Origin of the sequence: Xanthomonas sp. CFBP 8151, assembly GCF_011761885.1 — a bacterium.
GTDB lineage: Bacteria > Pseudomonadota > Gammaproteobacteria > Xanthomonadales > Xanthomonadaceae > Xanthomonas > Xanthomonas arboricola_B.
Map to the genome: position 1 here is coordinate 503,270 of NZ_JAASQZ010000003.1, position 24,479 is coordinate 527,748.

Genomic DNA, 24,479 nt, shown 5'->3' on the forward strand with positions numbered 1-24,479 from the left:
GAATCGCAACAGCCTTGGCCTGGAGCTTTATCGGTGGACCGCGTGCGATGCCCGGCAAAGGCGCGGCATCTTAGGCTTTGTCAAATTATTGTTTGACAGAAAAACTTTAGCTCGGCCTGCTTTTCCGATTCCCGATTCCCGATTCCCGATTCCCTAATCCCGGCCTTCCAGAATCATCGCCAACGCCACCCGGCGGCCTTCGCTGGCCAGCACGTTGTAGGTGCGCGCCGCGGCCGCGTTGGTCATCGCTTCCAGGCCGATGCCGCGGGTCAGGCAGGCTGCCAGTACGTCCGTCTTCGGAAACTGCTGCCGCTCGCCGGTACCGAGCAGAATCACCGCCGGGGCAAGCGCCAGCACCGCGTCCATGTGCGCGACCTGGAGTTGCTCCAGGGCGGAGACCGGCCAGCCTTCCACCAGCTCGTCGGGCATCAGGATGAAACTGCGTTGCAGAATCTGGTCGTTCACCTTGGCATGGCGGCCATCGGCCGCGCGCAGCGCATAGGTGTAGTCGGGGTGTTCCTGGCTTAAAGGCATGTCGAACCTGTCGGGTCAGCCGCGCGGCAGCACGATCTGGCGCTTTTCCTTGCTGGGGCGGTACAGGATGGCGACGTGGCCGATCCGCTGCACCAGCGCGCTGCCGGTCTGCTCGGTCAGTTGGGCGATCATGGCGTCACGGGCCTGGCGATCCTCCGATGTCACCTTCACCTTGATCAGTTCGTGGCGCTCGAGCACGTCCTCGAGTTCGGCCAGAAATGCCGGCGTGACCCCTTTTCCGCCGGTCTGCAGCAGTGCCTTGAGATCGTGGGCCTGGCCGCGCAGGAAACGGTTCTGGGCGGAGGTGAGAACAATGGACATGCAGGATCAAAGGGCAGCAAAGGGTGTTCAGGGTATCATGGCGACCCGTACAGACCCCTTTGCCGATGCCTTCCCGTAGTAAAAGCAGCCAGCGCTGGCTCAAGGAACACTTCGCCGATCCGTTCGTCAAGAAGGCGCAGGCCGAAGGCATGCGTTCGCGCGCGGCCTACAAACTGGAAGAACTGCTCCAGCGCGACCGTCTGCTCAAGCCGGGCATGGTGGTGGTCGACCTGGGCGCCGCACCAGGCGGCTGGTCGCAACAAGTACGCAAGTCCATGGGCGACAGCGGCCGTGTCGTGGCGCTGGATATCCTGGAGATGCCGCCGCTTGCCGGCGTGGAGTTCCTTCATGGCGACTTCAGGGAGCAAACCGTCCTATCGGATTTCGAGGCGATGCTGGGCGATGTGCCGGTGGACCTTGTGCTGTCCGATATGGCCCCCAATAAGAGTGGCATGGATGCGGTCGACCAACCGCGGATGATGCACCTTGCGGAACTGGCGATGGAATTTGCCGACGCCCACCTCAAACCGGGCGGGGCGTTCCTGATCAAGCTGTTCCAGGGTGTCGGGTCCGACGACTACATTCGTGAGCTTCGCCGCCGCTATGACAAGGTGACGATTCGCAAACCGGCGGCCTCGCGCAAGCGCTCCCCGGAAGTTTATGCGCTCGGTCAGGGCAAGCGTGTCCAGATCAAGTAAGCTGCCAATGACCACCGTGTTTCAAGAATTGAAGAGTAGAGGGCACCGGAGCCAATGAGGATGAACGACTTGACCAAGAATCTGCTGCTGTGGGTGGTCGTCGCGGTTGTGCTGATGGTCGTCTTCCAGAGCTTCTCGCCGCGGATGGCGGGCGGTGTCGGCCCCGACTCGATTACCTACACCCAGTTCCTGAAGGAAGTGGACTCCGGACGCGTCAAATCGGTGGACTACACCGACGAGACCAACCTGGCGGTCAACGCGATCCGCTTCAAGCGTACCGACGGCAGCGAAGCCACCGTCTACGGTCCGCGCGACGACAAGCTGGTCGACGTGTTGTATAGCAAGAACATCGAGATGACCCGCCAGAAGCCCTCCACCGGGCCGGGCTTCTGGTCGTTGGTGCTCAACTTCCTGCCGGTCATCCTGATCATCGGCTTCTGGCTGTTCATCATGCGCCAGATGCAGGGCGGTGGCGGTGGCGCCAAGGGCGCGATGAGCTTCGGCAAGTCGCGCGCCAAGCTGCAGGGCGAGGATCAGGTCAAGATCACGTTTGCCGACGTTGCCGGTTGCGACGAGGCCAAGGAAGAGGTTGGCGAGCTGGTCGACTTCCTGCGCGACCCGACCAAGTTCACCAAGCTGGGCGGCAAGATTCCGCGTGGCGTGCTGATGGTCGGACCGCCCGGTACCGGCAAGACGCTGCTTGCCAAGGCGATTGCCGGCGAAGCCAAGGTGCCGTTCTTCAGCATCTCCGGCTCGGACTTCGTGGAAATGTTCGTCGGCGTGGGTGCCAGCCGCGTGCGCGACATGTTCGAGCAGGCCAAGAAGCATGCACCGTGCATCATCTTTATCGACGAAATCGATGCAGTGGGTCGTCATCGCGGCGCCGGGCTCGGCGGCGGGCATGACGAGCGCGAGCAGACCCTGAACCAGTTGCTGGTCGAAATGGACGGTTTCGAAGGCGGCGAAGGCGTGATCGTGATCGCTGCGACCAACCGCCCCGACGTGCTGGATCCGGCGCTGCTGCGTCCGGGCCGTTTCGATCGCCAGGTCGTGGTCGGCCTGCCGGACGTCAAGGGGCGCGAGCAGATCCTGCGCGTGCACATGCGCAAGCTGCCGTTGGCCGACGACGTGGTACCGATGGTCATTGCACGCGGCACCCCGGGCTTCTCCGGTGCCGACCTGGCCAACTTGTGTAACGAAGCGGCGTTGTTTGCCGCACGCGGTAGCGAGAAGGAAGTCCGCATGGACCACTTCGACCGTGCCCGCGACAAGATCCTGATGGGTGCCGAGCGCCGCTCGATGGCCATGAGCGAGGACGAGAAGACGCTCACCGCGTATCACGAGGCAGGCCATGCCATCGTCGGCCGCCTGGTGCCCGAGCACGACCCGGTCTACAAGGTCACGATCATTCCGCGCGGTCGCGCCCTGGGCGTGACGATGTACTTGCCGGAAGGCGATCGGTACTCGATGAATCGGGTGGCAATCGAATCCCAGCTCTGCTCGCTGTACGGCGGCCGGGTGGCGGAAGAGCTGATCTTCGGCGGCGACAAGGTCACCACCGGCGCGTCCAACGACATCGAGCGTGCGACCAAGATGGCGCGCAACATGGTCACCAAGTGGGGCCTGTCCGACGAGCTGGGCCCGGTGGCCTACGGCGAGGAGGAAGACGAGGTGTTCCTGGGGCGTTCGGTCACCCAGCACAAGAACGTTTCCGACGAGACCGCGCGCATGATCGACGAAGTGGTGCGTTCGATCCTGGACAAGGCCTACAGCAAGACCAAGGCCATCCTCACCGAGAACCTGGACAAGCTGCATGCGATGTCGCAGCTGCTGCTGCAGTACGAGACCATCGACGTGCCGCAGATCGATGCCATCATGGAAGGTCGCGAGCCGCCGCCGCCGGCGGGTTGGGGCAAGTCCGACAAGGACGGCGGCAACAACAACGACAAGGGCAGCCCGCGTCCGTTGCCGCCGATTGCCGGGCCGGCCGAGCAGCTGTAACGCCGCGCATCGCCCAGCTGCAGACGCATTCATCAAGGCCGGGAAGCGATTCCCGGCCTTGATGCGTTGTAGGGCCGCATCGCCCGAGCAGCGCTTACCGCAACCATCCAAGGAGACACCACCGATGTTCGACACCGCCCTCAAGCTGGATTGCGCCGGTCGCGAGCTGCGACTGGACGCGCCGCAGGTGATGGGGATCGTCAATGTCACGCCGGACTCGTTTTCCGACGGCGGCCAGCACGCCAGCTGCGAGGCCGCCATCGCGCATGGCCTGGGTCTGGTCGAGCAGGGCGCTGCGGTGCTGGATATCGGTGGTGAATCCACCCGTCCCGGCGCCACGCCGGTGTCGCTGGAGGAAGAACTGCAGCGCGTGATCCCGGTGATCCAGGCATTGGCGCAGCAGACCACTGTGCCGATCAGTGTGGACACCTTCAAGCCGGAAGTGATGCGCGCGGCGGTTGCGGCCGGCGCCGGCATGATCAACGACGTGCATGCGCTGCGCTCGCCGGGTGCGCTGGATGCTGCGGCCGAATTGCGGGTGCCGGTGGTGTTGATGCATGCACGCAGCGCGCCGCATGCGATGCAGGACGCGCCGCACTACGACGACGTGGTGGCCGAGGTGCATCGCTTCCTCGCCGAGCGCATCTTCGCGGCCGAAATGGCCGGGATCGACAAGCGCCGGTTGATCCTCGACCCGGGTTTCGGCTTCGACAAGACCACTACGCACAATCTGACCGTGCTGGCGCAGTTGCAGCGCCTGCAGGAGTTCGGCCTGCCGATCCTGGCGGGGCTGTCGCGCAAGCGCAGCATCGGTGAGCTGACTGGGCGCCAGGTCGCCGCAGAGCGCGTATACGGCTCTGTCGCCGCGCATCTGCTCGCCGCCCAGCACGGCGCGATGCTGCTGCGCGCGCACGATGTGGCCGCCACCGTGGATGCTCTGAAGGTGTGGAACGCGATGGCGGCGATTCCGCTGCCGAGCGTGAACGCGCCTGCGGCACCGAGCGTTCGTTGGCCGGACGAGGACTGATGCCGGCCGACCGCCGCCCGCTGGCGATCGCACTGATGGGCCCCACCGCCAGCGGCAAGACCGCGCTGGCACTGGACGCCGCGCAGCGCTGGAACGGCGAGATCGTCAGCGTCGATTCGGCGCTGGTGTACCGCGGCTTGGACATCGGTGCGGCTAAGCCGGATGCCGCGATGCGCGCGGCGGTGCCACACCACCTGATCGATCTGCGCGATCCCTGGCAGATCTACTCGGCGGCGGAATTTGCCAGCGATGCGCGGCAGGCGATCGAGCAGATCGTGGCGCGCGGCAAGCTGCCGATTCTGGCCGGCGGCACCGGGCTGTACTTCCGCGCCTTGCTGGAGGGGCTGTCGCAGTTGCCCGAGGCCGACCCGGCGGTGCGCTCGGCAATCGCAGCCGAAGCCGGGCAGCTTGGCTGGGCCCGGATGCACGCAAAACTGGCGGACGTCGACCCTGTTGCGGCGGCGCGCATCCATACCACCGATCCGCAACGGATCCAGCGCGCGCTGGAGGTCTACCGGATCAGCGGCCGGCCGATCAGCTACTGGCAGGCGCGACCGCCGGGCCCGCGCTTGCCGGTGCGGGTACTGAAGGTGGTGCTGGCGCCGCGCGAGCGCGCGGTGCTGCATGCACGCATCGAACAGCGCCTGGACACGATGCTGGCCCAGGATTTCCTGGCCGAAGTGGAACGCCTGCGGGCCCTGCCGCGCTTGCGTGCAGTCGCTGCGCCGCTGGATCTGCCAGCGGTGCGCGCCGTTGGGTATCGCCAGGCCTGGGAGTATCTGGATGGGGCCGGCAGCCTGGCCGACTTCCGCGATAGGGCGGTGCAGGCCACCCGTCAGCTGGCCAAGCGCCAGCTCACCTGGCTACGTGGCGAGCTCGACGCGCGCTGGTTCGACCCGGAGCATGACCGCCATCGATTGGAAAGCGCACTTGTCGACTTCCTCGGCCAACGTCCCGCTGTGCGGCAGGCTTCAGGCGTGTAACATCCCGTTTCCGGGGCCAGCTGGGGATGGCGGGTGTCGACCGGGACTATAAGAACAATAATGAAGAGGAGTTTTCGATGGCTAAGGGGCAATCTTTACAGGACCCATTCCTCAATGCGCTGCGGCGCGAGCGGGTGCCGGTCTCTGTGTATCTGGTCAACGGCATCAAGCTACAGGGCACGATCGAGTCGTTCGACCAGTTTGTGGTCCTGCTGCGCAACACCGTGAGTCAGATGGTCTACAAGCACGCCATCTCCACGGTCGTGCCGGCGCGCAATGTGCGCGTGGGACCGGGTGGTGGGTATGTGCAATCCAATGAAGGCAACCAGGCGGAAGATGACGACGTCGAGCAGTAATGGAGTAGTGCGTGTTTGATCGCTCCCGCAAGGGTGAACACGCGTTGTTGATTCAGACCCATTCCGGTGGGCCTGCCGAAGAGGATGTGCTGGAGGAGTTCGCCGACCTTGCCAAGTCGGCGGGCGCCACGGTGGCGGCCACGCTCACCGCACGTATCGACAAACCGAACCCGTCGACCTTGATCGGCAGCGGCAAGCTGGAAGAGATCAAGGCCGCCGCCGAGGCCACCGGCGCGGATCTGGTGCTGGTCAACCACACCTTGTCGCCCGGTCAGGAGCGCAATCTGGAGCGCTATCTGGAGCGGCGCGTGATCGACCGCACCGGCCTGATCCTGGACATCTTCGCGCAACGGGCACGCAGCCACGAGGGCAAGCTGCAGGTGGAGCTGGCGCAGTTGCGCCACATGGCCACCCGCCTGGTACGCGGCTGGACCCACCTGGAGCGTCAGCGCGGTGGTTCGATCGGCCTGCGCGGCCCTGGCGAAACCCAGCTGGAAACCGACCGCCGCCTGCTCCAGAAGCGGGTGGAGCAGTTGCAGCAGCGGCTGGAAAAGGTCGAGGTGCAGCGCACCCAGATGCGGCGTGCGCGCATGCGCAGCGAGCTGCCGCGGATTGCGTTGGTCGGTTATACCAACGCCGGCAAATCCACGCTGTTCAACGCCTTGACCGGTGCGGAGGCCTACGTGGCCGACCAGTTGTTCGCCACGCTCGATCCCACCGTGCGCCGCATCGCGTTGCCCGGTGGCAGTGCGATCCTGGCCGATACGGTCGGCTTCGTGCGCGATCTGCCGCACCAGCTGGTCGCCGCATTCCGTTCGACCTTGTCCGAGGCGCGCGACGCCGATCTGTTGTTGCATATCGTCGATGCGGCCGACCCGCTGCGCGAGGAACGCATCCAGCAGGTCGATGAGGTGTTGCACGCGGTGGGCGCAGGCGATTTGCCGCAACTGCTGGTGTTCAACAAGATCGACAAGATCGAAGGCGCGCAGGTGCGTCACGATGCGCAGGACGGCATTCCCGACCAGGCGCGGCGCGAACGCGTGTGGGTTTCTGCGCGCGACGGGCGCGGGCTGCAGGAGTTGCAGCACGCGCTCGGGCAGCGACTGGATCTGCGTCATGTGACCGGGCAATTGCGGTTGCCGCCGTCCGCCGGCCGTCTGCGCTCCAAGTTGCATCAACTGGAAGTGGTGCGCGGCGAGCAGTCAGACGAGGACGGCTGGTTGCTGGATGTGGACCTGCCGATGGTCGAGGCCGAGCGCCTGGCTGCCGGCGACGACGGTGCGCCACTGCGCGCGATGCTGCCCGATCGTCGAGAAGACTGGGAGTCGTGATCGGTACACGGTCGGCTTGCGCCGGCCGTGCGGATCGCCGTTGTCAGGGTGCCGGCGGCGGCGATCGTGCGTCGGTCTCGGTCCTGGCATCCCGTTTGTTTGCGCGACCGGATGGGTATCTGTGCAGGCATAAGAATGTCGGCCATCGCCGCCGACACCGTTGCGATCCGGCCGCCAGCGCTACCGATGCCTGCTGCCATTGGCTGCATACCGCCACTGAACCCCGGCCCCGTCTGCGCTGGCGCGGGATGGGCGCCAGCGCAGACAGGCGCGGCAAATTCGGCTAAAACGTCGGTTGCTTCTTCATTCGTCGTGCCCATGTCCATGTCCGCCGATTCCGAACTGCAGCAGCTGGCCGAACACCTTGGTCAGCAACTGCTTGCCGCGCGTGAGCGCCTGGTCACTGCCGAGAGCTGTACCGGTGGCTGGATCGCCAAGGCGGTCACCGATGTAGCGGGATCCTCGCACTGGTTCGATTGCGGCATGGCCGCTTACAGCTACGAGGCCAAGCAGGCCTTGCTGGGTGTGCGGCCGCACACGCTGGAAGTGCATGGTGCGGTCAGTCGCGAAACGGTGATCGAAATGGTGTCCGGCGCGCTGGTCAACTCCGGTGCGAGCATCGCGGTGGCAGTGACCGGCATCGCCGGGCCGGGTGGCGGCAGTGAGGACAAGCCGGTCGGCACGGTATGGATCGGCTGGAAGCGGCGTGGCGGCTATGCCACCGCGCAGTTGTTCCACTTCGCTGGCGATCGCGATGCAGTGCGTCGTCAGACCGTGGTCGCCGCGCTGCGGGGCCTGAGCGCACTGCTCTAGTCCCGGTGCGGAAGACGGCGCGCGCGCCATGCTGCGAAGCGCGTGACTCTGGCTGCGGCGATTCTCTTGGACAGTGAGCGATTGCGCATTTGGTACGTGGCTGCAATGCAGCCTTGATGGCAGTGCGTTCGTTGTGCGCTCCGCAGGTTCTGCCAGCAGTGTTTCCAGCCTCGATCATCGGCACCAAGATCCATGCGTCAGCGCAACCTCGGCTAAGCCCGCAGGCGCCCAGGACGCGACAGGCACGTGCAGATGGGCTACAAACAAGGTCTCGTTGCCAACCTGCGTGCCAATGCTGCCGCTTTCCGCTCATGCGTTGTTGTTGTCCGCCCCGCACCGATCTGCTGGCAGCGTGCTGGCGTTGCTGGGTGATCGGCGCGCAGCCGTCCCGCAGCCGATGCTCGAGGTGGCCGGTCAGTGCGCGGTCTTGTGCGCGAGCGATCATGCAGCCACCGGCATTGCGCGTGGTGGTGCATGGTCAATGCGCACTTCCAGCTACGCCAGGCGGGCAGCGATGCACATGAATGCGATAGAGCCCGGTGCCGCAGCGCAATCGCAGGCGGTGCGCTGATGTGGGAAGCACTCGGCACCGTTCGGGACCTTGGGCGGCTGCAGGAAATCGCTGCGGTGCTGATCCGTTATGGATTCGGCGATGTGGTGCGTCGCATCGGCCTGGCCGACGTGCTCGAGCGCGCCGGCAAGCTGCTGCACTGGCACAACGCCGAGGGCCGCCTGCGCATGTCTGCGGCGATGCGGGTGCGGCGCGCGCTCGAGGAACTCGGGCCGACCTTCGTCAAGCTGGGACAGGTGCTGGCCACGCGTGTGGACCTGCTGCCGCCGGAGTGGATCGAAGAGCTGAGCGAGCTGCAGAACGCAGTGCCTGCGCTACCGTTCGAACAGATCCGCCCGCAACTGGTCGCAGCCCTGGGCGCGGAGCCGGGAAGCGTGTTCGCACGCCTGGACGAACAGCCTTTGGCTGCGGCATCGCTGGCGCAGACGCATCGCGCCTGGCTGGCCGATGGCACACCGGTGGTGCTGAAGATCCGCCGCCCCGGCATCGGCGATGTTATCGATGCGGATCTGCGGCTGCTGGCACGCCTGGCGGAAATCGTGGAAACGCGTGCGCCCGATCTCAAGCGTTATCGCCCCGCTGAAGTGGTGCAGCAATTCACCGTCTCCTTGCGGCGCGAACTCGATTTCGCCGCCGAGTGTCGCAATGCCGAGCGCATCGCAGCCAATTTCGCCAGCGACGCCCAGGTGGTGGTACCGTCCGTCTATTGGCAGTGGACCTGCGAATCGCTCAACGTGCAGGAATTCATCGATGGCATCCCGGGGCGGGATCTGGCGGCTGTGGATGCGGCAGGCCTGGACCGCAAGGCGCTCGCACGTACCGGTGCCGGAATCGTGCTGAAGATGGTGCTGCATGATGGCTGTTTCCATGCCGACCCGCACCCGGGCAACATCTTTTATCTGCGCGACGGGCGCATCGCCGTCATCGATTTCGGCATGGTCGGACGCGTTTCCGAGCAGCGTCGCTTCCAGGTCGCGCAACTGCTGCATGGCATGGTCAGCTACGACGCCGAAGCGGTCATCGACGTACTGCTGGAATGGGCCGGCACCAGCCTGGAGATCGATGAGTCGCGACTGCAGCAGGATATCGGCGCCTTCGTCGACGAGTACCGCGGGGTGCCGCTGAAAGAGCTGCGCATCGGCGCGATGCTGGGTGATGTCACCTCGATCCTGCGCGATCACGGGTTGACCCTGCCGTCGGATCTGGCGCTGATGATCAAGGCGTTTCTCACGCTCGAAGGCATGGGCCGTCAGCTCGATCCGGATTTCGACATGGCCACCGAGGCGCGACCGTATCTCGAACGCGTGGTGCTGCAGCGTTATGCGCCGAGCGCGATGCTGCGGCGCAGCCGTCGCACCGTGACCGGTGCGATCGACTTGATCGGCGATCTGCCACGCGATCTCAAACGGCTGCTGCAGGCCGCACGACGCGGCAAGCTGCAACTGCAGATCGAAACGCGTGCCTTGCGCGAGTTCGGCGAACAGGTCGATCGCGCGGCCAACCGGCTCACCATGGGGATCGTGACTGCTGCGCTGGTGATCGGCTCGTCGATCGTCATGAACAGTGTCGGTGGCAGTGCCAGCCGCTGGCTACTTGCGTTGGGGGTCGGTGGTTTTATCGGCGCAGCGATCTGCGGCGTCTGGATCCTGTTCTCCATCTGGCGGAGCCGCCGTTAGACGCGACGCGCGTGTCGCCCCCGATTGCAGAACCGCGCATCGCGCACCACACGGCTATTGCGCAGGCGTCAGTTAGTAGTAATACTACTAACAATGGACCTGACCGATACCCAGCAAGCAATCCTGGCCTTGATCGCCGAGCGCATCGATGCCGATGGCGTACCGCCCTCGCAGACCGAAATCGCGCGCGCCTTCGGCTTCAAGGGGGTACGCGGCGCGCAATACCATCTGGAGGCATTGGAACAGGCCGGTGCGATCCGTCGCGTCCCCGGACAGGCCCGCGGCATCCGCCTGGCCGGGCAGGGCGCCCAGTCGCGCACCCCACCTGCCGCTGCAAACGAGCCGATGCGCGACGATGTCCTGCGCCTGCCGGTGCTGGGGCGCGTGGCGGCAGGCCTGCCGATCGGCGCGGATATCGGCTCGGACGACTTCGTGGTGCTGGATCGGGTGTTCTTCTCGCCGTCGCCGGACTATCTGCTCAAGGTACAGGGCGACTCGATGCGCGACGAAGGCATCTTCAATGGCGACCTGATCGGGGTGCACCGCACCCGCGACGCGCGTTCGGGGCAGATCGTGGTGGCGCGGATCGATGAGGAGATCACGGTCAAGCTGTTGAAGATCGGCAAGGACCGCATCCGCCTGCTGCCGCGCAACCCGGACTATGCGCCGATCGAAGTGTTGCCGGACCAGGATTTCGCGATCGAAGGCCTGTATTGCGGGCTGCTGAGGCCGAATCGTTTAGCGCTGCGCCGATGGACATAATGGCGTTATCCCGAGTTGGTAATGCAGGATTCCCCGCTGCCACCGCCATGGCCACCACTCTAATCTGAGTATGTCGCAGCCAGTCTCAGCCTGTGCGATACACCGCCGTTACATTAGCCCTACACCGAAATCACTGACAAGGATCACCCAGATGGATGAGAACAAGAAGCGCGCCCTTTCCGCCGCACTGAGCCAGATCGAAAAGCAATTCGGCAAGGGCTCGGTGATGCGCATGGGCGACCGTGTGATCGAGGCCGTCGAAGTCATTCCGACCGGCTCGCTGATGTTGGACATCGCGCTGGGGATCGGCGGCCTGCCCAAGGGCCGTGTGGTCGAAATCTACGGTCCGGAATCGTCCGGCAAGACCACCCTGACCCTGCAGGCGATTGCCGAGTGCCAGAAAAAGGGTGGCACCGCAGCCTTCATCGACGCCGAGCATGCGCTGGACCCGATCTACGCCGCCAAGCTGGGCGTCAATGTCGACGACCTGCTGCTGTCGCAGCCGGATACCGGTGAACAGGCGCTGGAGATCGCCGACATGCTGGTGCGTTCCGGTTCGGTGGACATCGTGGTGGTCGACTCGGTCGCCGCGCTGACCCCGAAGGCCGAAATCGAAGGCGAAATGGGTGATCAGTTGCCGGGTCTGCAGGCCCGCCTGATGAGCCAGGCGCTGCGCAAGCTGACCGGCAACATCAAGCGTTCCAACACGCTGGTGGTCTTCATCAACCAGCTTCGCCACAAGATCGGGGTGATGATGCCGGGCCAGAGTCCGGAAGTGACCACCGGCGGCAACGCGCTGAAGTTCTACGCGTCGGTCCGTCTTGATATCCGTCGTATCGGCGCAATCAAGAAGGGCGACGAAATCATCGGCAATCAGACCAAGATCAAGGTGGTCAAGAACAAGCTGGCGCCTCCGTTCAAGCAGGTCGTGACCGAAATCCTCTACGGCGAAGGCATCAGCCGCGAGGGTGAGCTGATCGACATGGGCGTGGAAGCCAAACTGGTCGAAAAAGCCGGCGCCTGGTACAGCTATGGCGAAGAACGCATCGGGCAGGGCAAGGACAACGCGCGCGGCTATCTGCGCGACAACCCGCAGGTCGCGGTGCGGCTGGAAGCCGAACTGCGCGAGAAGTTCCAGCCGGCCGAAGCGCCGCGCGAAGCCGGCGACGACGTCGAGAAGGAATAACAGCCGCCAGGCAGGGCGGGACGAGTCGTCATCAGGCAGGTGTGGCGGCAAGCGCGAACCGGGACGTCCGAGTGGGCCAGCCCCGTTCTGCCTGGCTGCCGCGTCCGCCTGATGGGGACTGGCAGCGCTGATGGCTGCGGCAGGTTTTCCATCGCGGGGACGGCGGAGTCAGTGCCGTTGCTTCCCGCGGTAGATCTATCGAAGGCCAGGAGGGCAGGCGCCATGGATGGCGCATTGAGGTTGTGTGATTTTGGTACTCGGGGCACCCACGATGGACGAGCAACAGCCCGCGCCAAAGCGGGGACGCCGGTTCAAGGAACAGACGCCGGTCCAACGTGCACTGGGATTACTGGTGCGGCGCGAGCATTCGCGCAAAGAATTGAATCGCAAGCTGCTGGCGCGCGGTATCGAGCCGGACGCTGCCCAGGCGGCCGTGGAGCGCCTGGCGGACGAGGGTTGGCAGGACGACACCCGTTTTGCGGCCTCGGTCGTACGCAATCGTGCAGGCTCGGGCTACGGCCCACTGCATATCCGCGCCGAACTCGGCACCCATGGCCTGGACAGCGATGCCATCAGCGCCGCAATGGCGACATTTGAAGGCGACTGGACCGAAAACGCACGTGATCTAATCCGCCGTCGCTTTGGCGACCAGGGTCCAACCGATCTGCCGCAACGGCGCAAGGCCGCCGATCTGCTGGCCCGGCGTGGTTTTGATGGCAACAGCATTCGGAGCGCCACGCGCTTCGACCTTGAGGACTGAGGGCGTCAGGCCTGCTACCCTTCGTGGTTTCAGGTTGTTCCGCTCATCTGCGCCCACATCTCATTGGGTGACCGGGACTACCGCCCGCCCAATGCCAGCACATGAACGCACCCGCCAAATTCAGCACTTCCCAGATCCGTAGTGACTTCCTCGCGTTTTTCGAGGGCAAAGGCCACACCATCGTGCCATCCGCACCGCTGGTGCCGGGCAACGACCCGACCTTGCTGTTCACCAATTCCGGCATGGTCCAGTTCAAGGACGTCTTCCTCGGTGCGGAGAAGCGCAGCTACGTGCGCGCGGCCGACGTGCAGCGCTGCCTGCGTGCCGGCGGCAAGCACAACGATCTGGACTCGGTCGGCTACACCGCGCGCCATCACACCTTCTTCGAGATGCTGGGCAACTGGTCGTTCGGCGACTATTTCAAGAAGCACGCCATCAGCTGGGCCTGGGAGTTGCTGACCCATGTCTGGAAGTTGCCGGCCGAGCGGCTGCTGGTCACGGTCTACCACACCGACGAAGAAGCCTTCGCGTTGTGGCGCGACATGATCGGCATTCCGGAAAGCCGCATCGTGCGTATCGGCGACAACAAGGGCGCGCCATACGCGTCGGATAACTTCTGGCAGATGGCAGATACCGGCCCGTGCGGCCCGTGCACCGAGATCTTCTTCGACCATGGCGACCATATCGCCGGTGGTCCACCCGGTTCGCCGGACGAGGATGGCGATCGCTTCATCGAGATCTGGAACCTGGTCTTCATGCAGTTCGACCGCCAGCCCGACGGCACCCTGGTGCCGTTGCCGGCGCCGTGCGTGGACACCGGCATGGGCCTGGAGCGTCTGGCTGCGATCCTGCAGCAGGTGCATACCAACTACGAGATCGATCTGTTCCAGGCCTTGATCGGCAAGGCCAGTGCGCTGACCGGCGTCGCCGATCTGGAGAACAAGTCGCTGCGGGTGATCGCCGATCACATCCGCGCCTGTTCGTTCCTGATCGTCGATGGTGTGCTGCCGTCCAATGAAGGCCGCGGTTATGTGCTGCGCCGGATCATCCGGCGTGCGCTGCGCCACGGCTGGATGTTGGGAGTACGCCAGCCGTTCTTCAGCAAGATGGTGCCGACCCTGGTCGAGCTGATGGGCGAGGCCTATCCGGAACTGGTGGTCGCGCGGGAGACCGTTGCGCGCGCGTTGCTGGCCGAAGAAGAGCGTTTTGCCGAGACGCTGGACGCCGGCATGAAGATCTTCGACGACGTCGCCGCACGCGCGCAGGAAGTGATCCCCGGTGCCGATGCGTTTCGCCTCTTCGACACCTACGGATTTCCGGTCGATCTGACCTCCGATATCGCACGCGAGCGCGGCTTGCGCGTGGACATGGAGGGCTTCGAGTTCGCCATGGAGCGTCAGCGCGAGACCGCGCGTGCCGCCGGCAAGTTCGGTGGCGGCGTCGCATTGCCGGCCGATCTGGTCGCCACCATGTCGCCGACGGTGTTTCTGGGCTACGAGGCCTACGACGCCGATGCGCTCAAGGTCGTTGCGTTGCTCAAGCAGGGCCGCCCGGTCGAGCGGGCGGAAGCAGGCGACGAGGTCATCGTGTTCACCGATCGCACGCCGTTCTACGCCGAGTCCGGTGGTCAGGTCGGCGATAGCGGCCAGTTGAGCGGCAGCGATGTCTCCATCGAGATCGCCGACACCCAGAAGTTTGCCGGTCAGTTTCATGGCCATGTGGGGCGCATCGCCGAAGGTGCGCTCGCATTGGGCGATGTGCTGGCGGGCGGGATCGACGTGCAGCGTCGCGGCAAGACCATCCTCAACCACTCGGCCACGCATCTGCTGCATGCGGCCTTGCGCGAGGTGCTGGGCACCCACGTGCAGCAGAAGGGTTCGTTGGTCGCGCCGGACCGGTTGCGGTTCGACTTCTCGCACTTCCAGCCGATCACGTCAGAAGAGCTCGCTGTGATCGAACGCAAGGTCAATGCCGAGGTGCGCACCAACCACAGCGTCGAAGTGCACAACATGGCTATGCAGGAGGCGCTGGATTTCGGCGCGATGGCTCTGTTCGGCGAAAAGTACGGCGAGAACGTGCGCGTGCTGAAGATGGGCGGCTATTCCACCGAGCTCTGTGGGGGCACCCATGTCACCCGCACCGGCGACATCGGCTTGTTCAAGATCACCTCCGAAGGCGGTGTGTCCTCGGGCGTGCGTCGTATCGAGGCGGTGACCGGGCAGGGTGCGCTGGACCATGTTGCCGATGAAGAGCGACGTCTGCACGAGGCGGCCAGCCTGCTCGGCGGCAATGCCACCGAGGTAGTCGACAAGGTTCGCGCGCTCACCGAGCGTCAGAAGCGGCTTGAGCGTGAGCTGGAGTCGCTCAAGGCCAAGTTGGCCTCCGGCGCGACTGCAGACCTGGGTTCCAACGCTGTCGATGTGGCGGGAGTCAAGGTGATCGCCGTGCGTCTAGAGGGCTTCGACGCCAAGGCCTTGCGCGATGCAATGGATCGTCTCAAGCAGCAGTTGGGCGATTCGGTCGTCGTGTTGGCAGGCGCTGCTGCCGGCAAGGTTGCGCTCGTAGCCGGCGTGAACGGAAGCCCAACCGGCAAGGTCAAGGCGGGGGAACTCCTCGCCCATATCGCCAGTCAGATCGGTGGCAAGGGCGGTGGTCGTCCGGATCTCGCCCAGGGTGGTGGCGAGGATGGTCCCGCCCTTACGACCGCGCTGGAAGGCGTGCCCTCCTGGGTCAAGCAACACTTGGGCTGAACACCTGTCCTGGTATGCCTTGCTGGTTGGCAGGGTGTCCCGCTACCATTTCCGGTCTATTCCCTTTACCTAGGGCGCGCCTTGTCCGCAGGCCGCCGATGCTGGTGGGAAACCCACCGGTTCCAGGAGATTTGCACAATGTTGATCCTCACTCGCCGGGTAGGCGAAACCTTGATGATCGGCGACTCGGTCACTGTGACCGTGCTCGGCGTCAAGGGTAATCAGGTGCGTATCGGCATCACCGCACCGAAAGATGTTGCCGTACACCGCGAAGAAATCTATCAGCGGATCCAGCGTGGAGATGAGCCGGTCGCGTCCGGTGCGCATCACGGCGACGATTCTTCGAATTGATCGTCATAAAGGGTTTACGTTAGCCCCTCTTACCCGGTATTCTTCGCGGCCTGCAACGGACAACGCGGCAGGACGCAAAAAACTGGAGCGATGCCCGAGCGGCTGAAGGGGCTCCCCTGCTAAGGGAGTATAGGGTCAAAAACTCTATCGAGGGTTCGAATCCCTCTCGCTCCGCCAGTGTTCTAAACGCCCGCAAATCGCTGATTTGCGGGCGTTTTCATTTGTGTCGACGGATAGGTGAGGGGTGTGCTGACGGCAACCGTGCACGACCGGCAGCAACACCGGCGGCACCGTCTGAATTGCCACAAACGCGCGGCAGGCAGCGATTCAAGTAACCCTGGCGTGGGTCGCTAAGGCTGTGACACCTCTCTCGGATCTCAACCCAATGCGCCTACCGCCGCTGCTTGGACGCCTGTTTTCTTTCCGGAGCCGTGGGCTGCAGCACAAGGCCGATGCGGTGGACCGGGTGATGGCGGTGATCGAGTTCGATCTTGATGGCCGCATCCTGCATGCGAACCAGAACTTCCTGTCCCTAATGGGTTATCAGCTGGACGAGGTCGTCGGTCAGCATCACCGCATGTTCGTGACCTCCGGGGATCGAGACAGCGAAAGCTATCGACAGTTCTGGCAGGCGCTGCGCCACGGCGACTTCAATGCCGGGCGATTCTGCCGCCTGGACAAGAACGGGCGCGAAGTATGGATCAACGCCTCGTACAACCCGTTGCTGGATCGCGCGGGCAAGGCCTATCGGGTGATCAAATACGCCACCGACATCACCGCGCAGGTGCGTCAGACCGCCGATTTCGAAGGCCGCATCGAGGCGATCGACAAGGTCATGGCGGTCATCGAGTTCTCGCTGGATGGCACGGTGCTCGATGCCAACGAGAATTTCCTTGCCGTCATGGGCTACCGGCTCGACGAGATCCGCGGCAAGCATCACGGCATGTTCGTGGACACGCAAACGCGTCAGTCCGCGGCCTATCGTGCGTTCTGGGAGTCGCTCGGGCGTGGCGCGTTCGATGCCGGCCGCTACAAGCGCATTGGCAAGGACGGCAGCGAGGTGTGGATCCAGGCGTCCTACAACCCGGTACTCGACGAGCACGGGCGGCCGTACAAGGTGGTCAAGTACGCGACCGACGTGACCCGTCAGGTGATCGATTCGGCCGATGCCGATGGACGCATCCAGGCCATCGACAAGGTGATGGGCGTGATCGAGTTCGATCTGGAGGGGCGTGTACTCAGTGCCAACGAGAACTTCCTGGCCATTTTGGGGTACTCCGCCGAGGAGGCGATCGGCCAGCATCACCGCGTCTTCGTGGACGCAAGCTACGGCGCCTCCGAAGACTATCGGAATTTCTGGGCGAAGCTGGCGCGCGGGCAGTTCGACGCGGGCCGCTACCGGCGGCTGCGCAAGGACGGGAGTTCGGTATGGATCCAGGCGTCCTACAACCCGATCCTGGATGTATCCGGGCGCGCGTACAAAGTGGTCAAGTACGCCACCGATGTCACCGGTCAGGTGCGCTCGGCCGAGCGCATGCGTCGGTTGATGCAGCAGACCATGAGCGTCGCGCAGAACGTACAACGCGAGTCGCACCATATTTCGGTCAGCAATCAGGAGCTGGTGAGCCGGTCGTCCACGCAGTCGGCGGCCGTGGCGCAGACCTCGTTCACCATCGATCAACTGGCAGAAACCGTACGCACCAATTCCGACAGCGCAGGTTCGGCGCAGCGCATGGCCGAGGCATCGGCCGATGTTGCGCGACGCGGCGCCACCGTCATCGCCGACATGGTCAAGACCACTGCCGGCATTCGCTTGGCCACCGATCGCATCGGCCAGATCATCGAGGTGATCGACGGCATTGCGTTCCAGACCAATATCCTGGCCCTGAATGCAGCCGTGGAAGCGGCGCGCGCTGGCGAGCAGGGGCGTGGATTTGCCGTGGTAGCGACCGAAGTGCGTAGCCTGGCGCAGCGCTGTAGCGTCTCGGCGAAGGAAATCCGTGGCTTGATCGACAACGCGACCGACCAGGCGGGCGATGGTTCGCGCCTGGCCGAGCAGGCCGGGATGGTGATGCAGGACATGGTCAGCTCGGTGCTGCGGGTCACTGAGACCGTGGAGCAGATTGCCGCTGCCAGTCAGGAGCAGGCGCGGGATATTTCCACCGCCAACACCGCGCTGCAATCGATCGGTGTGCAGGCGCGCGATCAGGCGCAGATGGTCGACAATCTGGCACGCTCGGCGCGTGTACTGGAAGCAGATGCCGATGCGCTGTTTGCCTTGGTCAATGGCGATGGCGATGACGGCACAGAGGCCGCTGCCGTACAGAGTGAGTCCCCGGTCCAACCGCTTGCCAGGCCTGCCCGGCCACAGGCTGCGTGATCCCCGCGCAGTGATGCAGTGCTGTGCGGCGGTGTGGACGCGACTGCGTCATGCGTAGCATGCGTCATCGCCCGCGCCTTGCTTGCAACTTTGATCGAGCACAAAGAGCCCGCCGGAAGCGGGCTTCTTGATGTGGGCAAAGTCCCAGCCCGCAGCGTGTGGGCTTGTCTGCAGCACGCTGCACGTTGGGCGGGGGACGCTTGGAGCGGTTAGCAAAACGTAGCGAGCAGTCGTCAGGCGGTGCGGACGGCGCGCAGCAATCCGAGTACCGGCCGCGCCCGCCTGGTGGCTGCGCAGTCGTTCTGTCAGTCGCTCTTACTTCGGCAGATCGAACACCACTACTTCTGCATCGCGTGCATCGGCCAGCACGATCTCCGGCTCGTCGGTGATCTGCAGCGCATCACCGGCCGACAACGCCTGGCCGTTGACGCGCAAACTGCCGCGCGCCACCTGCACGTAGCCGATGCGGCCTTCGGCCAGTGGCTGCTGCAGACGCACCTGACCATCGAGGATCGAGGCATACAGGCGCGCATCCTGGTGCAGGCGCAGCGAGCCGTCCTCGCCACCGGGTGAGGCGATCAGGCGCAGCTGGTTACGCTTGCTGTCGGTATCGAAATGCTTTTCCTCGTAGCTGGGCTCGATGCCGTTGCGTTCGGGCATCACCCAGATCTGCAGGAAGTGCACCGGTTCGCTGGCGGAGTGATTGAACTCGCTGTGGGTGACGCCGCTGCCGGCGCTCATGCGCTGCACATCGCCGTAGTGCAGGACCGAGCCGGTGCCCATGCTGTCCTTGTGCTCCAGTGCGCCGCCCAGGACGTAGGAGATGATCTCCATGTCGCGGTGGGCGTGGGTGCCGAAGCCTTCGCCTGGAGACACCTTGTCTTCGTTGATCACCCGCAGCGGGCCGACGCCCATGTGGCGCGGGTCGTGGTAACTGGCGAAGGAGAAGGTGTGACGCGAGGACAGCCAGCCATGTTCGGCGCGGCCACGGGTTTCGCTCTTGCGGACATTCAGCATGCTGCTTCTCCTTGAAAGGGTCGGTGTTGCCGGGAGTGAGTCGGTGTTTCGGCCACTTGATGGGTAGTCTCTACTTCCGCATCGGCGTCAAAAAGCGAGTAGATTTGGTCGTTATCATCGAAAAAATCGAATAATGAAGATCAGCCTGGAAGCGTTGCAGATCCTGGATGCGATCGACCGCCGCGGCTCGTTCACGGCCGCGGCCAAGGTGTTGTTCAAGGTGCCGTCGACGATTTCCTACACGGTCTCCAAGCTGGAGGACGATCTGGGCGTGCAGCTGTTCGCACGGGTCGGTCCGAAGGCGACACCGACCCAGGCCGGGCGTGAGCTGCTGCGTGAAGGGCGGCAGCTGCTGCGGGCCGCGCAGGAGCTGGAGGTGCGGGTACGGCGGGTGGCCTCGGGTTGGGAGTCGGACTTTGCGATCGGGCTGGATGCGATCCTGCCGGTGGCCTTGCTGCAGGCGCAGATCCTGGACTTCTACACGGTGGCCGATAGCACACGTCTGCGCGCGTTGAGCGAATCGTTGTCCGGCAGCTGGGAGGCGCTGCTGGATCGGCGCGTGGATCTGATCGTCGCGGCAGGCGAGGGGCCGAGCGGTGGCGGCTATGTCGCCGAGGCGATCGGCACGCTGCGATTCGTGTTCGCGGTGGCCTCCACGCATCCGCTGGCGGGCGCCGGCACCCTGGGCGCGGCCGAGCTGGCCGAACACCGTGCGATCGCGGTGGCGGATTCGGCGCGGCGTCTGCTGCCACGCACGGTGGGCCTGCTCTCCGCGCGCGATGTGCTCACCGTGCCGGACATGCAGGCCAAGCTGCAACTGCAGCTGGCCGGTGCCGGCTACGGCTTTCTGCCCGAGCCGTATGCGCGCGGCGCGCTGCAGGACGGCAGGCTGTGCGAGCTGCAGGTGGAAACCCGCAAACCCGACGAAACCTTCTACCTGGCATGGCGGCCGGGCGAGGAGGGCGAGGCACTGGGCTGGTGGCGGCGCGCACTACGTCGGGAGGGACTGTTCGATGGCTGGCTGCAGTCGCTTGCCGAAACGTATCGTTCCGCCGCCGCCGGGCAGTCGCGCGCGTGAGGAAGGGCGGATAATGGGCCCTCGCCGTCGCGCAGGGTCGCCGCATGCAAGGCTTGATCGAACAGTACGGATTGGCGCTGGTGTTTGCCAACGTGCTGGCGTTGTCACTGGGCCTGCCGGTGCCGGCGCTGCCGACCCTGGTGCTGGTCGGTGCTAGCTACGCGCTGCAGGGCGGGAGCGATGCATGGCTGGCCGGATTGACGGCATTGGCAGTATCGGTGCTGGCGAGTCTGCTCGGCGACCTGGCCTGGTATCTGGCCGGCCGCCGTTTCGGCAATCGCACCTTGCAGTCGCTGTGCCGGCTGTCGCTGTCACGCGATACCTGCATGAAAAAGACCGAGCGGTTCTTCTCGCGCTGGGGTGTGCGGGTATTGACGGTGGCCAAGTTCGTGCCCGGTTTGTCGATGGTCTCGGTGCCGATGGCCGGTGCGATGCGGGTGCGCCCGGCGGCGTTCCTGCGCTACGACGCCCTGGGTGCGTCGCTGTGGGCGTTGGTCGGGCTGAGCCTGGGCGCGCTGTTTGCGCACCAGGTGCAGGGCGTGCTCGCAGTGCTGTCCGATCTGGGGTCCGGGGCGGTTGTCGTGCTGGCCATGTCGCTGGCTTGCTATGTCGGCTGGCGTTGGTGGCGGCGGCATGTCTTGCTGCGCTCGCTGGAGCATGCGCGTATCGCGGTGGAGGAACTGGTGCCGCTGCTCGATGGCGACCAAGCGCTACGGCCGACGGTGCTGGATATCCGGGCGCCGGGCCATCGCGATCTGCAGCCGTACACGATTCCCGGCGCGGTGTTCGCCGACGAGCGTCAGCTCGCGCAGATCCTGGCCAGCGTGCCGCGCGATCGCAGCGTGGTGATCTACTGCGCGTGTCCGGACGAGGTGTCGGCGGCGTGGTTGGCCGGTCGGATGCGCGAGCGCGGATATCGCGACGTGCGGCCGTTGCTGGGTGGGCTGGATGCGTGGCGCGACGCCGGGCATCCGGTGACCTCGCTGCTGCCGGTGGCGGTGGTTGCCCGGACCGATGCGCTGGGTGCGATGGCCTGACCGCAGTGACGCGGTGTTTGCGGCGCACATGCTGGTCTTTGACAGTTGCTGCGTCATGTTCGCTGCGTACCAGCGCAGCCACGCCGTGCACTCGAACGACAGGCAAAAAAAAGACCAGCAAGCTGGTCGTTTTCTTAAAGATTGGTGCGCCCGGAGAGATTCGAACTCCCGACCGCCTGGTTCGTAGCCAGGTACTCTATCCAACTGAGCTACGGGCGCATTATCTTGTTTTGACTTGCATTCCTAACTTGCAGATCCTTCGCGGTGCGATCGGACCTTTGTAACTAAAAAGACAGCGGTTGAAGGCTGTCTCTTATTGTTTCTGAAGATGGTGCGCCCGGAGAGATTCGAACTCCCGACCGCCTGGTTCGTAGCCAGGTACTCTATCCAACTGAGCTACGGGCGCGTCGTCAGGAGCGGAATTATGCGGATGCCCGGAGTCCTCGTCAATCCCTTTGTGACATTCGATTGTCGCTACCCCCTCATCGCCAAGACGCCGGCGCAGCGCAGCGGCCACGGCGGCAGGCGTCTTCATCCAGGCGAAGTGATCGCTGCGCGCGCCCAGTTGCGCATCGTCCAAGGCGACGAGTTCGACGCGTGCCTGCGGCATTTTCTGCAGCAAGGCTTGCAAGGCGCCGGGCGGGCCGAAGCAATCGCGTGCGAAGGTCACTGCACTGATCGGCATCTCGAGCTGGCCCAGCGCCTGCTCGAGATCCCACGAGGTGCCGGCCGCACGATAACGATTGCTGCGACCGACCTGCGCCCAATCGGCGATCAGGCTGCGCGCCTCGGTGCCGCCGAAACCGAGCGTTCGTCCATGCAGCACGCCTTGCGTGCGTGCCAGCCATGGCAGCAGCCGGAAGATCAGTGGCAGGCCGTAGCGCATCGGTACCGGAAAATTGCGCCAGTACGGCGAGCCGCTGGCGACCAGCCACAGCTGCGCAATCCGTGTGGGCTGCAACGCGGCATGGCAGCAAGCCAGTTGGCCGCCCAGGCTGTGACCGCCCAGCATGCACGGCAGCCGCGGGTCATGCAGGTCGAGCAGCGCCCGGCTGGCGGGGATATCGTCGGCAAGCAGCGTGCGATAGCCCCAGTCGTGCTGGCGCGAGGGGCGCAGCGTGCTGCTGCCATGGCCGCGCCACTCGTGCAGATACACCGCGATGCCGGCGCAAGCCAGGGCGTGCGCGAACGGCTGGTAGTGTCGCGCAGCAACGCCCAGTGCCGGCAGCCACAGCAGGCTGGCGATCGGCCGCGCCGGTGCGTGGCGCAGCACCTGCCAGGCGTGTCCATCCGCGGCGGCGACGGCAAGCGTGCTGGCCTGCACGCTCATGGGCTGGGCGCGGCGCCGAAATGGTCCAGCACCAGCACCTCGCCGTGACCGGGGCTATGGCCGAGGCCGATGGCGCGCGCGACGTAGTCGATCGCCGCTTCGCAGGCATTGCGCAGGGACAGGCCCTGGCACAGCTGCGCGGCAATGGCCGCCGACAGGCTGCAGCCGGTGCCGTGCGCATCGACCTGCAGACGCGGATGCATGAACACGTCCTGGATGACGCCGTCATCGAAGCGGTCGATCACCCGCGTGCCCTCGTGCAGGTGGCCGCCCTTGAGCAGCACCGCGTTGGCACCGAGTTCGAGCAGGGCGGCGGTGGCGTGCTCGGCGGCGTCGCTACCGTCGATGCGGCGGCCGGTCAGCAGTTCGGCTTCGGGCGTATTCGGTGTGATCAGCGTGGCCAGCGGCAGCAGGCGCGCGCGCAGGGCCTCCAGCGCGGCATCTTCGAGCAGGCGGGCGCCACTGGTGGACACCATCACCGGGTCGAGCACCACGAATGGTGGGCGATGGGTTTCAAGCAGATCGGCCACGCAATGGATGACCTCGGCATTGGCGAGCATGCCAAGCTTGACCGCCTGAATCTGGAAATCGGCAAAGCAGGCATCGACCTGCGCCTGCAAAAACGCGATCGGCGGGAGATGCACCGCGGTGACGGCGCGCGTGTTCTGCGCGGTCAGTGCGGCGATCGCCGACAGGCCGTGCACACGGTGCGCGGCGAAGGTCTTGAGGTCGGCCTGGATGCCGGCACCACCGCCGGAATCGGAGCCGGCGATGGTCAGGGCGCACAGCGTGCTGGACGTGGTCATGCGTGGAGTCTGCCCTGCTGCCTGGTGGTTGTGCGGATCATCGCGTACGCCAGCGACGCCATTGCAGGTAGCCAACATAGCCTGCACCGGTCAATCCGGTGAGGCCGGCCGGCAGGTAGAGCGCGTCATAGTGCCAGCGTTGGAACAGCCAGGTGCCGAGCATGCTGCCGCCGAGAAAGCCGCCGATGATCAGTCCGCTCAGCGTGAGCCGGCGCACCTGCAGCGGGCGCCCGCGCAGCAGGTGCCCCAGGCCGATGCCCAGGTCGGTGAACATGCCGCTCAGATGGGTGGTGCGGACCGCCGCGCCACTGAGGGTGGTGGCCATGGCGTTCTGCAGGCCGCAGGCGCCTGCGGCGACCAGCGCGCCGCCGACATGGTGCAGCTTGAACAGCGGGATCGCAGCCAGCAACAGCAACGCTTCGAGCAGCAGCGCCGCACCGTAGCGCTGCCCCAGCCGCAGGACATCGTCCTGGATGATCAGGCCGCTGAGCATGGCGCCTGCGCAGAAGGCGATCAGGATGCCCCAGAGAAAACCGATCTCCGGCGCGCTGTTCTGCACCAGGGCCACGCCGAGCAGGCTGGTGGTACCGGTGAGGTGGCTGACCACCTGGTGCTCTGAGCCCAGGTAGCCGACCACGTTGACCATGCCGGCCACGCCCGACAATGCCACCGCGCCCATCCAGACCCAGCGCGGCAGCAGGATTCCCATCG

General features: G+C 65.0%; 23 protein-coding genes and 3 tRNA genes. 19 read left to right on the plus strand and 7 right to left on the minus strand.

The window, feature by feature from the left end; translation table 11 throughout:
• Window positions 1–153 precede the first annotated feature (153 nt).
• A complete protein-coding gene (locus tag FHT08_RS16425; RefSeq protein ID WP_104537814.1) occupies window positions 154–534 on the minus strand; it encodes an Mth938-like domain-containing protein in 381 nt (126 codons plus the stop codon).
• A 15-nt stretch (window positions 535–549) separates the two neighbouring features.
• Window positions 550–855, minus strand: coding sequence for a ribosome assembly RNA-binding protein YhbY (yhbY, locus tag FHT08_RS16430; RefSeq protein ID WP_104537813.1), 306 nt, complete (start codon window positions 853–855; stop codon window positions 550–552).
• A 65-nt stretch (window positions 856–920) separates the two neighbouring features.
• On the opposite strand from yhbY, the gene rlmE reads away from it, so the two are divergent.
• The 16 genes from rlmE (at window position 921) to FHT08_RS16510 (ending at window position 18,500) form a co-directional block, all read left to right on the plus strand.
• A complete protein-coding gene (rlmE, locus tag FHT08_RS16435; protein WP_047128569.1) occupies window positions 921–1,553 on the plus strand; it encodes a 23S rRNA (uridine(2552)-2'-O)-methyltransferase RlmE in 633 nt (210 codons plus the stop codon).
• Window positions 1,554–1,613: 60 nt separating this feature from the next.
• On the plus strand, window positions 1,614–3,554 hold the full coding sequence (gene ftsH, locus FHT08_RS16440; protein WP_016904004.1) for an ATP-dependent zinc metalloprotease FtsH: 1,941 nt from the start codon (window positions 1,614–1,616) through the stop codon (window positions 3,552–3,554).
• Window positions 3,555–3,678: 124 nt separating this feature from the next.
• The gene (gene folP / locus FHT08_RS16445) at window positions 3,679–4,581 is read left to right on the plus strand and encodes a dihydropteroate synthase (protein WP_166775806.1); all 903 of its coding nucleotides are present in this window, start codon (window positions 3,679–3,681) and stop codon (window positions 4,579–4,581) included.
• Window positions 4,581–5,564, plus strand: coding sequence for a tRNA (adenosine(37)-N6)-dimethylallyltransferase MiaA (miaA, locus tag FHT08_RS16450; protein WP_104537948.1), 984 nt, complete (start codon window positions 4,581–4,583; stop codon window positions 5,562–5,564). Before folP ends, miaA begins: the two co-directional genes overlap by 1 nt.
• Before the next feature lie 77 nt (window positions 5,565–5,641).
• Window positions 5,642–5,920 (plus strand): RNA chaperone Hfq, encoded by a 279-nt coding sequence (hfq, locus tag FHT08_RS16455; protein ID WP_005915027.1) that lies wholly within the window; start codon window positions 5,642–5,644, stop codon window positions 5,918–5,920.
• An 11-nt stretch (window positions 5,921–5,931) separates the two neighbouring features.
• Complete coding sequence (gene hflX, locus FHT08_RS16460) at window positions 5,932–7,251, plus strand: ribosome rescue GTPase HflX (protein ID WP_039527808.1); 1,320 nt, start codon at window positions 5,932–5,934, stop codon at window positions 7,249–7,251.
• Window positions 7,252–7,569: 318 nt separating this feature from the next.
• Window positions 7,570–8,064, plus strand: coding sequence for a CinA family protein (locus tag FHT08_RS16465; RefSeq protein ID WP_164740302.1), 495 nt, complete (start codon window positions 7,570–7,572; stop codon window positions 8,062–8,064).
• Between the two features lie 292 nt (window positions 8,065–8,356).
• Window positions 8,357–8,635 carry a hypothetical protein gene (locus FHT08_RS16470; RefSeq protein WP_146096327.1) on the plus strand — a complete coding sequence of 93 codons (279 nt, stop codon included), beginning with the start codon at window positions 8,357–8,359 and terminating at the stop codon, window positions 8,633–8,635.
• Window positions 8,635–10,311: a 2-polyprenylphenol 6-hydroxylase gene (ubiB, locus tag FHT08_RS16475; RefSeq protein WP_166775808.1), complete on the plus strand. Its 1,677-nt coding sequence runs from the start codon at window positions 8,635–8,637 to the stop codon at window positions 10,309–10,311. Before FHT08_RS16470 ends, ubiB begins: the two co-directional genes overlap by 1 nt.
• Before the next feature lie 93 nt (window positions 10,312–10,404).
• The gene (gene lexA / locus FHT08_RS16480) at window positions 10,405–11,073 is read left to right on the plus strand and encodes a transcriptional repressor LexA (RefSeq protein ID WP_166775810.1); all 669 of its coding nucleotides are present in this window, start codon (window positions 10,405–10,407) and stop codon (window positions 11,071–11,073) included.
• Window positions 11,074–11,224: 151 nt separating this feature from the next.
• Window positions 11,225–12,259: a recombinase RecA gene (recA, locus tag FHT08_RS16485; RefSeq protein WP_016904265.1), complete on the plus strand. Its 1,035-nt coding sequence runs from the start codon at window positions 11,225–11,227 to the stop codon at window positions 12,257–12,259.
• A gap of 271 nt (window positions 12,260–12,530) precedes the next feature.
• Entirely contained in the window at window positions 12,531–13,019 is a 489-nt protein-coding gene (gene recX / locus FHT08_RS16490) for a recombination regulator RecX (protein WP_016904266.1), read from the plus strand.
• Between the two features lie 101 nt (window positions 13,020–13,120).
• Window positions 13,121–15,769, plus strand: coding sequence for an alanine--tRNA ligase (gene alaS, locus FHT08_RS16495; protein WP_166775812.1), 2,649 nt, complete (start codon window positions 13,121–13,123; stop codon window positions 15,767–15,769).
• 138 nt (window positions 15,770–15,907) lie between these two features.
• Window positions 15,908–16,120: a carbon storage regulator CsrA gene (gene csrA / locus FHT08_RS16500; protein ID WP_003481884.1), complete on the plus strand. Its 213-nt coding sequence runs from the start codon at window positions 15,908–15,910 to the stop codon at window positions 16,118–16,120.
• Between the two features lie 84 nt (window positions 16,121–16,204).
• Window positions 16,205–16,297, plus strand: a tRNA-Ser gene (locus tag FHT08_RS16505).
• 235 nt (window positions 16,298–16,532) lie between these two features.
• Window positions 16,533–18,500, plus strand: coding sequence for a methyl-accepting chemotaxis protein (locus FHT08_RS16510; RefSeq protein WP_208409096.1), 1,968 nt, complete (start codon window positions 16,533–16,535; stop codon window positions 18,498–18,500).
• A gap of 315 nt (window positions 18,501–18,815) precedes the next feature.
• Here the strand turns inward: FHT08_RS16510 and FHT08_RS16515 are convergent, their stop codons facing one another.
• Entirely contained in the window at window positions 18,816–19,517 is a 702-nt protein-coding gene (locus FHT08_RS16515; RefSeq protein ID WP_166775817.1) for a pirin family protein, read from the minus strand.
• 133 nt (window positions 19,518–19,650) lie between these two features.
• On the opposite strand from FHT08_RS16515, the gene FHT08_RS16520 reads away from it, so the two are divergent.
• Together FHT08_RS16520 and FHT08_RS16525 are read left to right on the plus strand one after the other, a co-directional pair.
• A complete protein-coding gene (locus FHT08_RS16520) occupies window positions 19,651–20,595 on the plus strand; it encodes a LysR family transcriptional regulator (protein WP_166775819.1) in 945 nt (314 codons plus the stop codon).
• A gap of 44 nt (window positions 20,596–20,639) precedes the next feature.
• Window positions 20,640–21,632, plus strand: coding sequence for a DedA family protein/thiosulfate sulfurtransferase GlpE (locus FHT08_RS16525; RefSeq protein WP_166775821.1), 993 nt, complete (start codon window positions 20,640–20,642; stop codon window positions 21,630–21,632).
• A 142-nt stretch (window positions 21,633–21,774) separates the two neighbouring features.
• Here FHT08_RS16525 and FHT08_RS16530 read toward each other — a convergent pair.
• Together FHT08_RS16530 and FHT08_RS16535 are read right to left on the minus strand one after the other, a co-directional pair.
• Window positions 21,775–21,851: transfer RNA gene (locus FHT08_RS16530), tRNA-Arg, on the minus strand.
• 110 nt (window positions 21,852–21,961) lie between these two features.
• Window positions 21,962–22,038: transfer RNA gene (locus FHT08_RS16535), tRNA-Arg, on the minus strand.
• A gap of 24 nt (window positions 22,039–22,062) precedes the next feature.
• Here FHT08_RS16535 and FHT08_RS20090 point away from each other — a divergent pair.
• Window positions 22,063–23,010 carry a hypothetical protein gene (locus FHT08_RS20090; protein WP_243849064.1) on the plus strand — a complete coding sequence of 316 codons (948 nt, stop codon included), beginning with the start codon at window positions 22,063–22,065 and terminating at the stop codon, window positions 23,008–23,010.
• On the opposite strand, the gene thiD is transcribed toward FHT08_RS20090, so the two are convergent.
• Together thiD and FHT08_RS16550 are read right to left on the minus strand one after the other, a co-directional pair.
• Complete coding sequence (gene thiD / locus FHT08_RS16545; RefSeq protein ID WP_166775823.1) at window positions 22,959–23,768, minus strand: bifunctional hydroxymethylpyrimidine kinase/phosphomethylpyrimidine kinase; 810 nt, start codon at window positions 23,766–23,768, stop codon at window positions 22,959–22,961. The genes FHT08_RS20090 and thiD overlap by 52 nt on opposite strands.
• Before the next feature lie 37 nt (window positions 23,769–23,805).
• Window positions 23,806–24,477 carry a YoaK family protein gene (locus FHT08_RS16550; RefSeq protein ID WP_104537802.1) on the minus strand — a complete coding sequence of 224 codons (672 nt, stop codon included), beginning with the start codon at window positions 24,475–24,477 and terminating at the stop codon, window positions 23,806–23,808.
• Window positions 24,478–24,479: the final 2 nt, after the last annotated feature.

Coding starts and splice junctions, on each gene's coding strand:
- recA (WP_016904265.1), top strand. CDS start 11,225: ATGGATGAGAACAAGAAGCGCGCCCTTTCCGCCGCACTGAGCCAGATC.
- FHT08_RS16425 (WP_104537814.1), bottom strand. CDS start 534: ATGCCTTTAAGCCAGGAACACCCCGACTACACCTATGCGCTGCGCGCG.
- FHT08_RS16465 (WP_164740302.1), top strand. CDS start 7,570: ATGTCCATGTCCGCCGATTCCGAACTGCAGCAGCTGGCCGAACACCTT.
- FHT08_RS20090 (WP_243849064.1), top strand. CDS start 22,063: ATGCCCGGAGTCCTCGTCAATCCCTTTGTGACATTCGATTGTCGCTAC.
- csrA (WP_003481884.1), top strand. CDS start 15,908: ATGTTGATCCTCACTCGCCGGGTAGGCGAAACCTTGATGATCGGCGAC.
- hfq (WP_005915027.1), top strand. CDS start 5,642: ATGGCTAAGGGGCAATCTTTACAGGACCCATTCCTCAATGCGCTGCGG.
- FHT08_RS16515 (WP_166775817.1), bottom strand. CDS start 19,517: ATGCTGAATGTCCGCAAGAGCGAAACCCGTGGCCGCGCCGAACATGGC.
- lexA (WP_166775810.1), top strand. CDS start 10,405: ATGGACCTGACCGATACCCAGCAAGCAATCCTGGCCTTGATCGCCGAG.
- alaS (WP_166775812.1), top strand. CDS start 13,121: ATGAACGCACCCGCCAAATTCAGCACTTCCCAGATCCGTAGTGACTTC.
- FHT08_RS16550 (WP_104537802.1), bottom strand. CDS start 24,477: ATGGGAATCCTGCTGCCGCGCTGGGTCTGGATGGGCGCGGTGGCATTG.
- rlmE (WP_047128569.1), top strand. CDS start 921: ATGCCTTCCCGTAGTAAAAGCAGCCAGCGCTGGCTCAAGGAACACTTC.
- thiD (WP_166775823.1), bottom strand. CDS start 23,768: ATGACCACGTCCAGCACGCTGTGCGCCCTGACCATCGCCGGCTCCGAT.
- folP (WP_166775806.1), top strand. CDS start 3,679: ATGTTCGACACCGCCCTCAAGCTGGATTGCGCCGGTCGCGAGCTGCGA.
- recX (WP_016904266.1), top strand. CDS start 12,531: ATGGACGAGCAACAGCCCGCGCCAAAGCGGGGACGCCGGTTCAAGGAA.
- yhbY (WP_104537813.1), bottom strand. CDS start 855: ATGTCCATTGTTCTCACCTCCGCCCAGAACCGTTTCCTGCGCGGCCAG.
- miaA (WP_104537948.1), top strand. CDS start 4,581: ATGCCGGCCGACCGCCGCCCGCTGGCGATCGCACTGATGGGCCCCACC.
- FHT08_RS16525 (WP_166775821.1), top strand. CDS start 20,640: ATGCAAGGCTTGATCGAACAGTACGGATTGGCGCTGGTGTTTGCCAAC.
- ftsH (WP_016904004.1), top strand. CDS start 1,614: ATGAACGACTTGACCAAGAATCTGCTGCTGTGGGTGGTCGTCGCGGTT.
- FHT08_RS16520 (WP_166775819.1), top strand. CDS start 19,651: ATGAAGATCAGCCTGGAAGCGTTGCAGATCCTGGATGCGATCGACCGC.
- ubiB (WP_166775808.1), top strand. CDS start 8,635: ATGTGGGAAGCACTCGGCACCGTTCGGGACCTTGGGCGGCTGCAGGAA.
- FHT08_RS16470 (WP_146096327.1), top strand. CDS start 8,357: ATGCTGCCGCTTTCCGCTCATGCGTTGTTGTTGTCCGCCCCGCACCGA.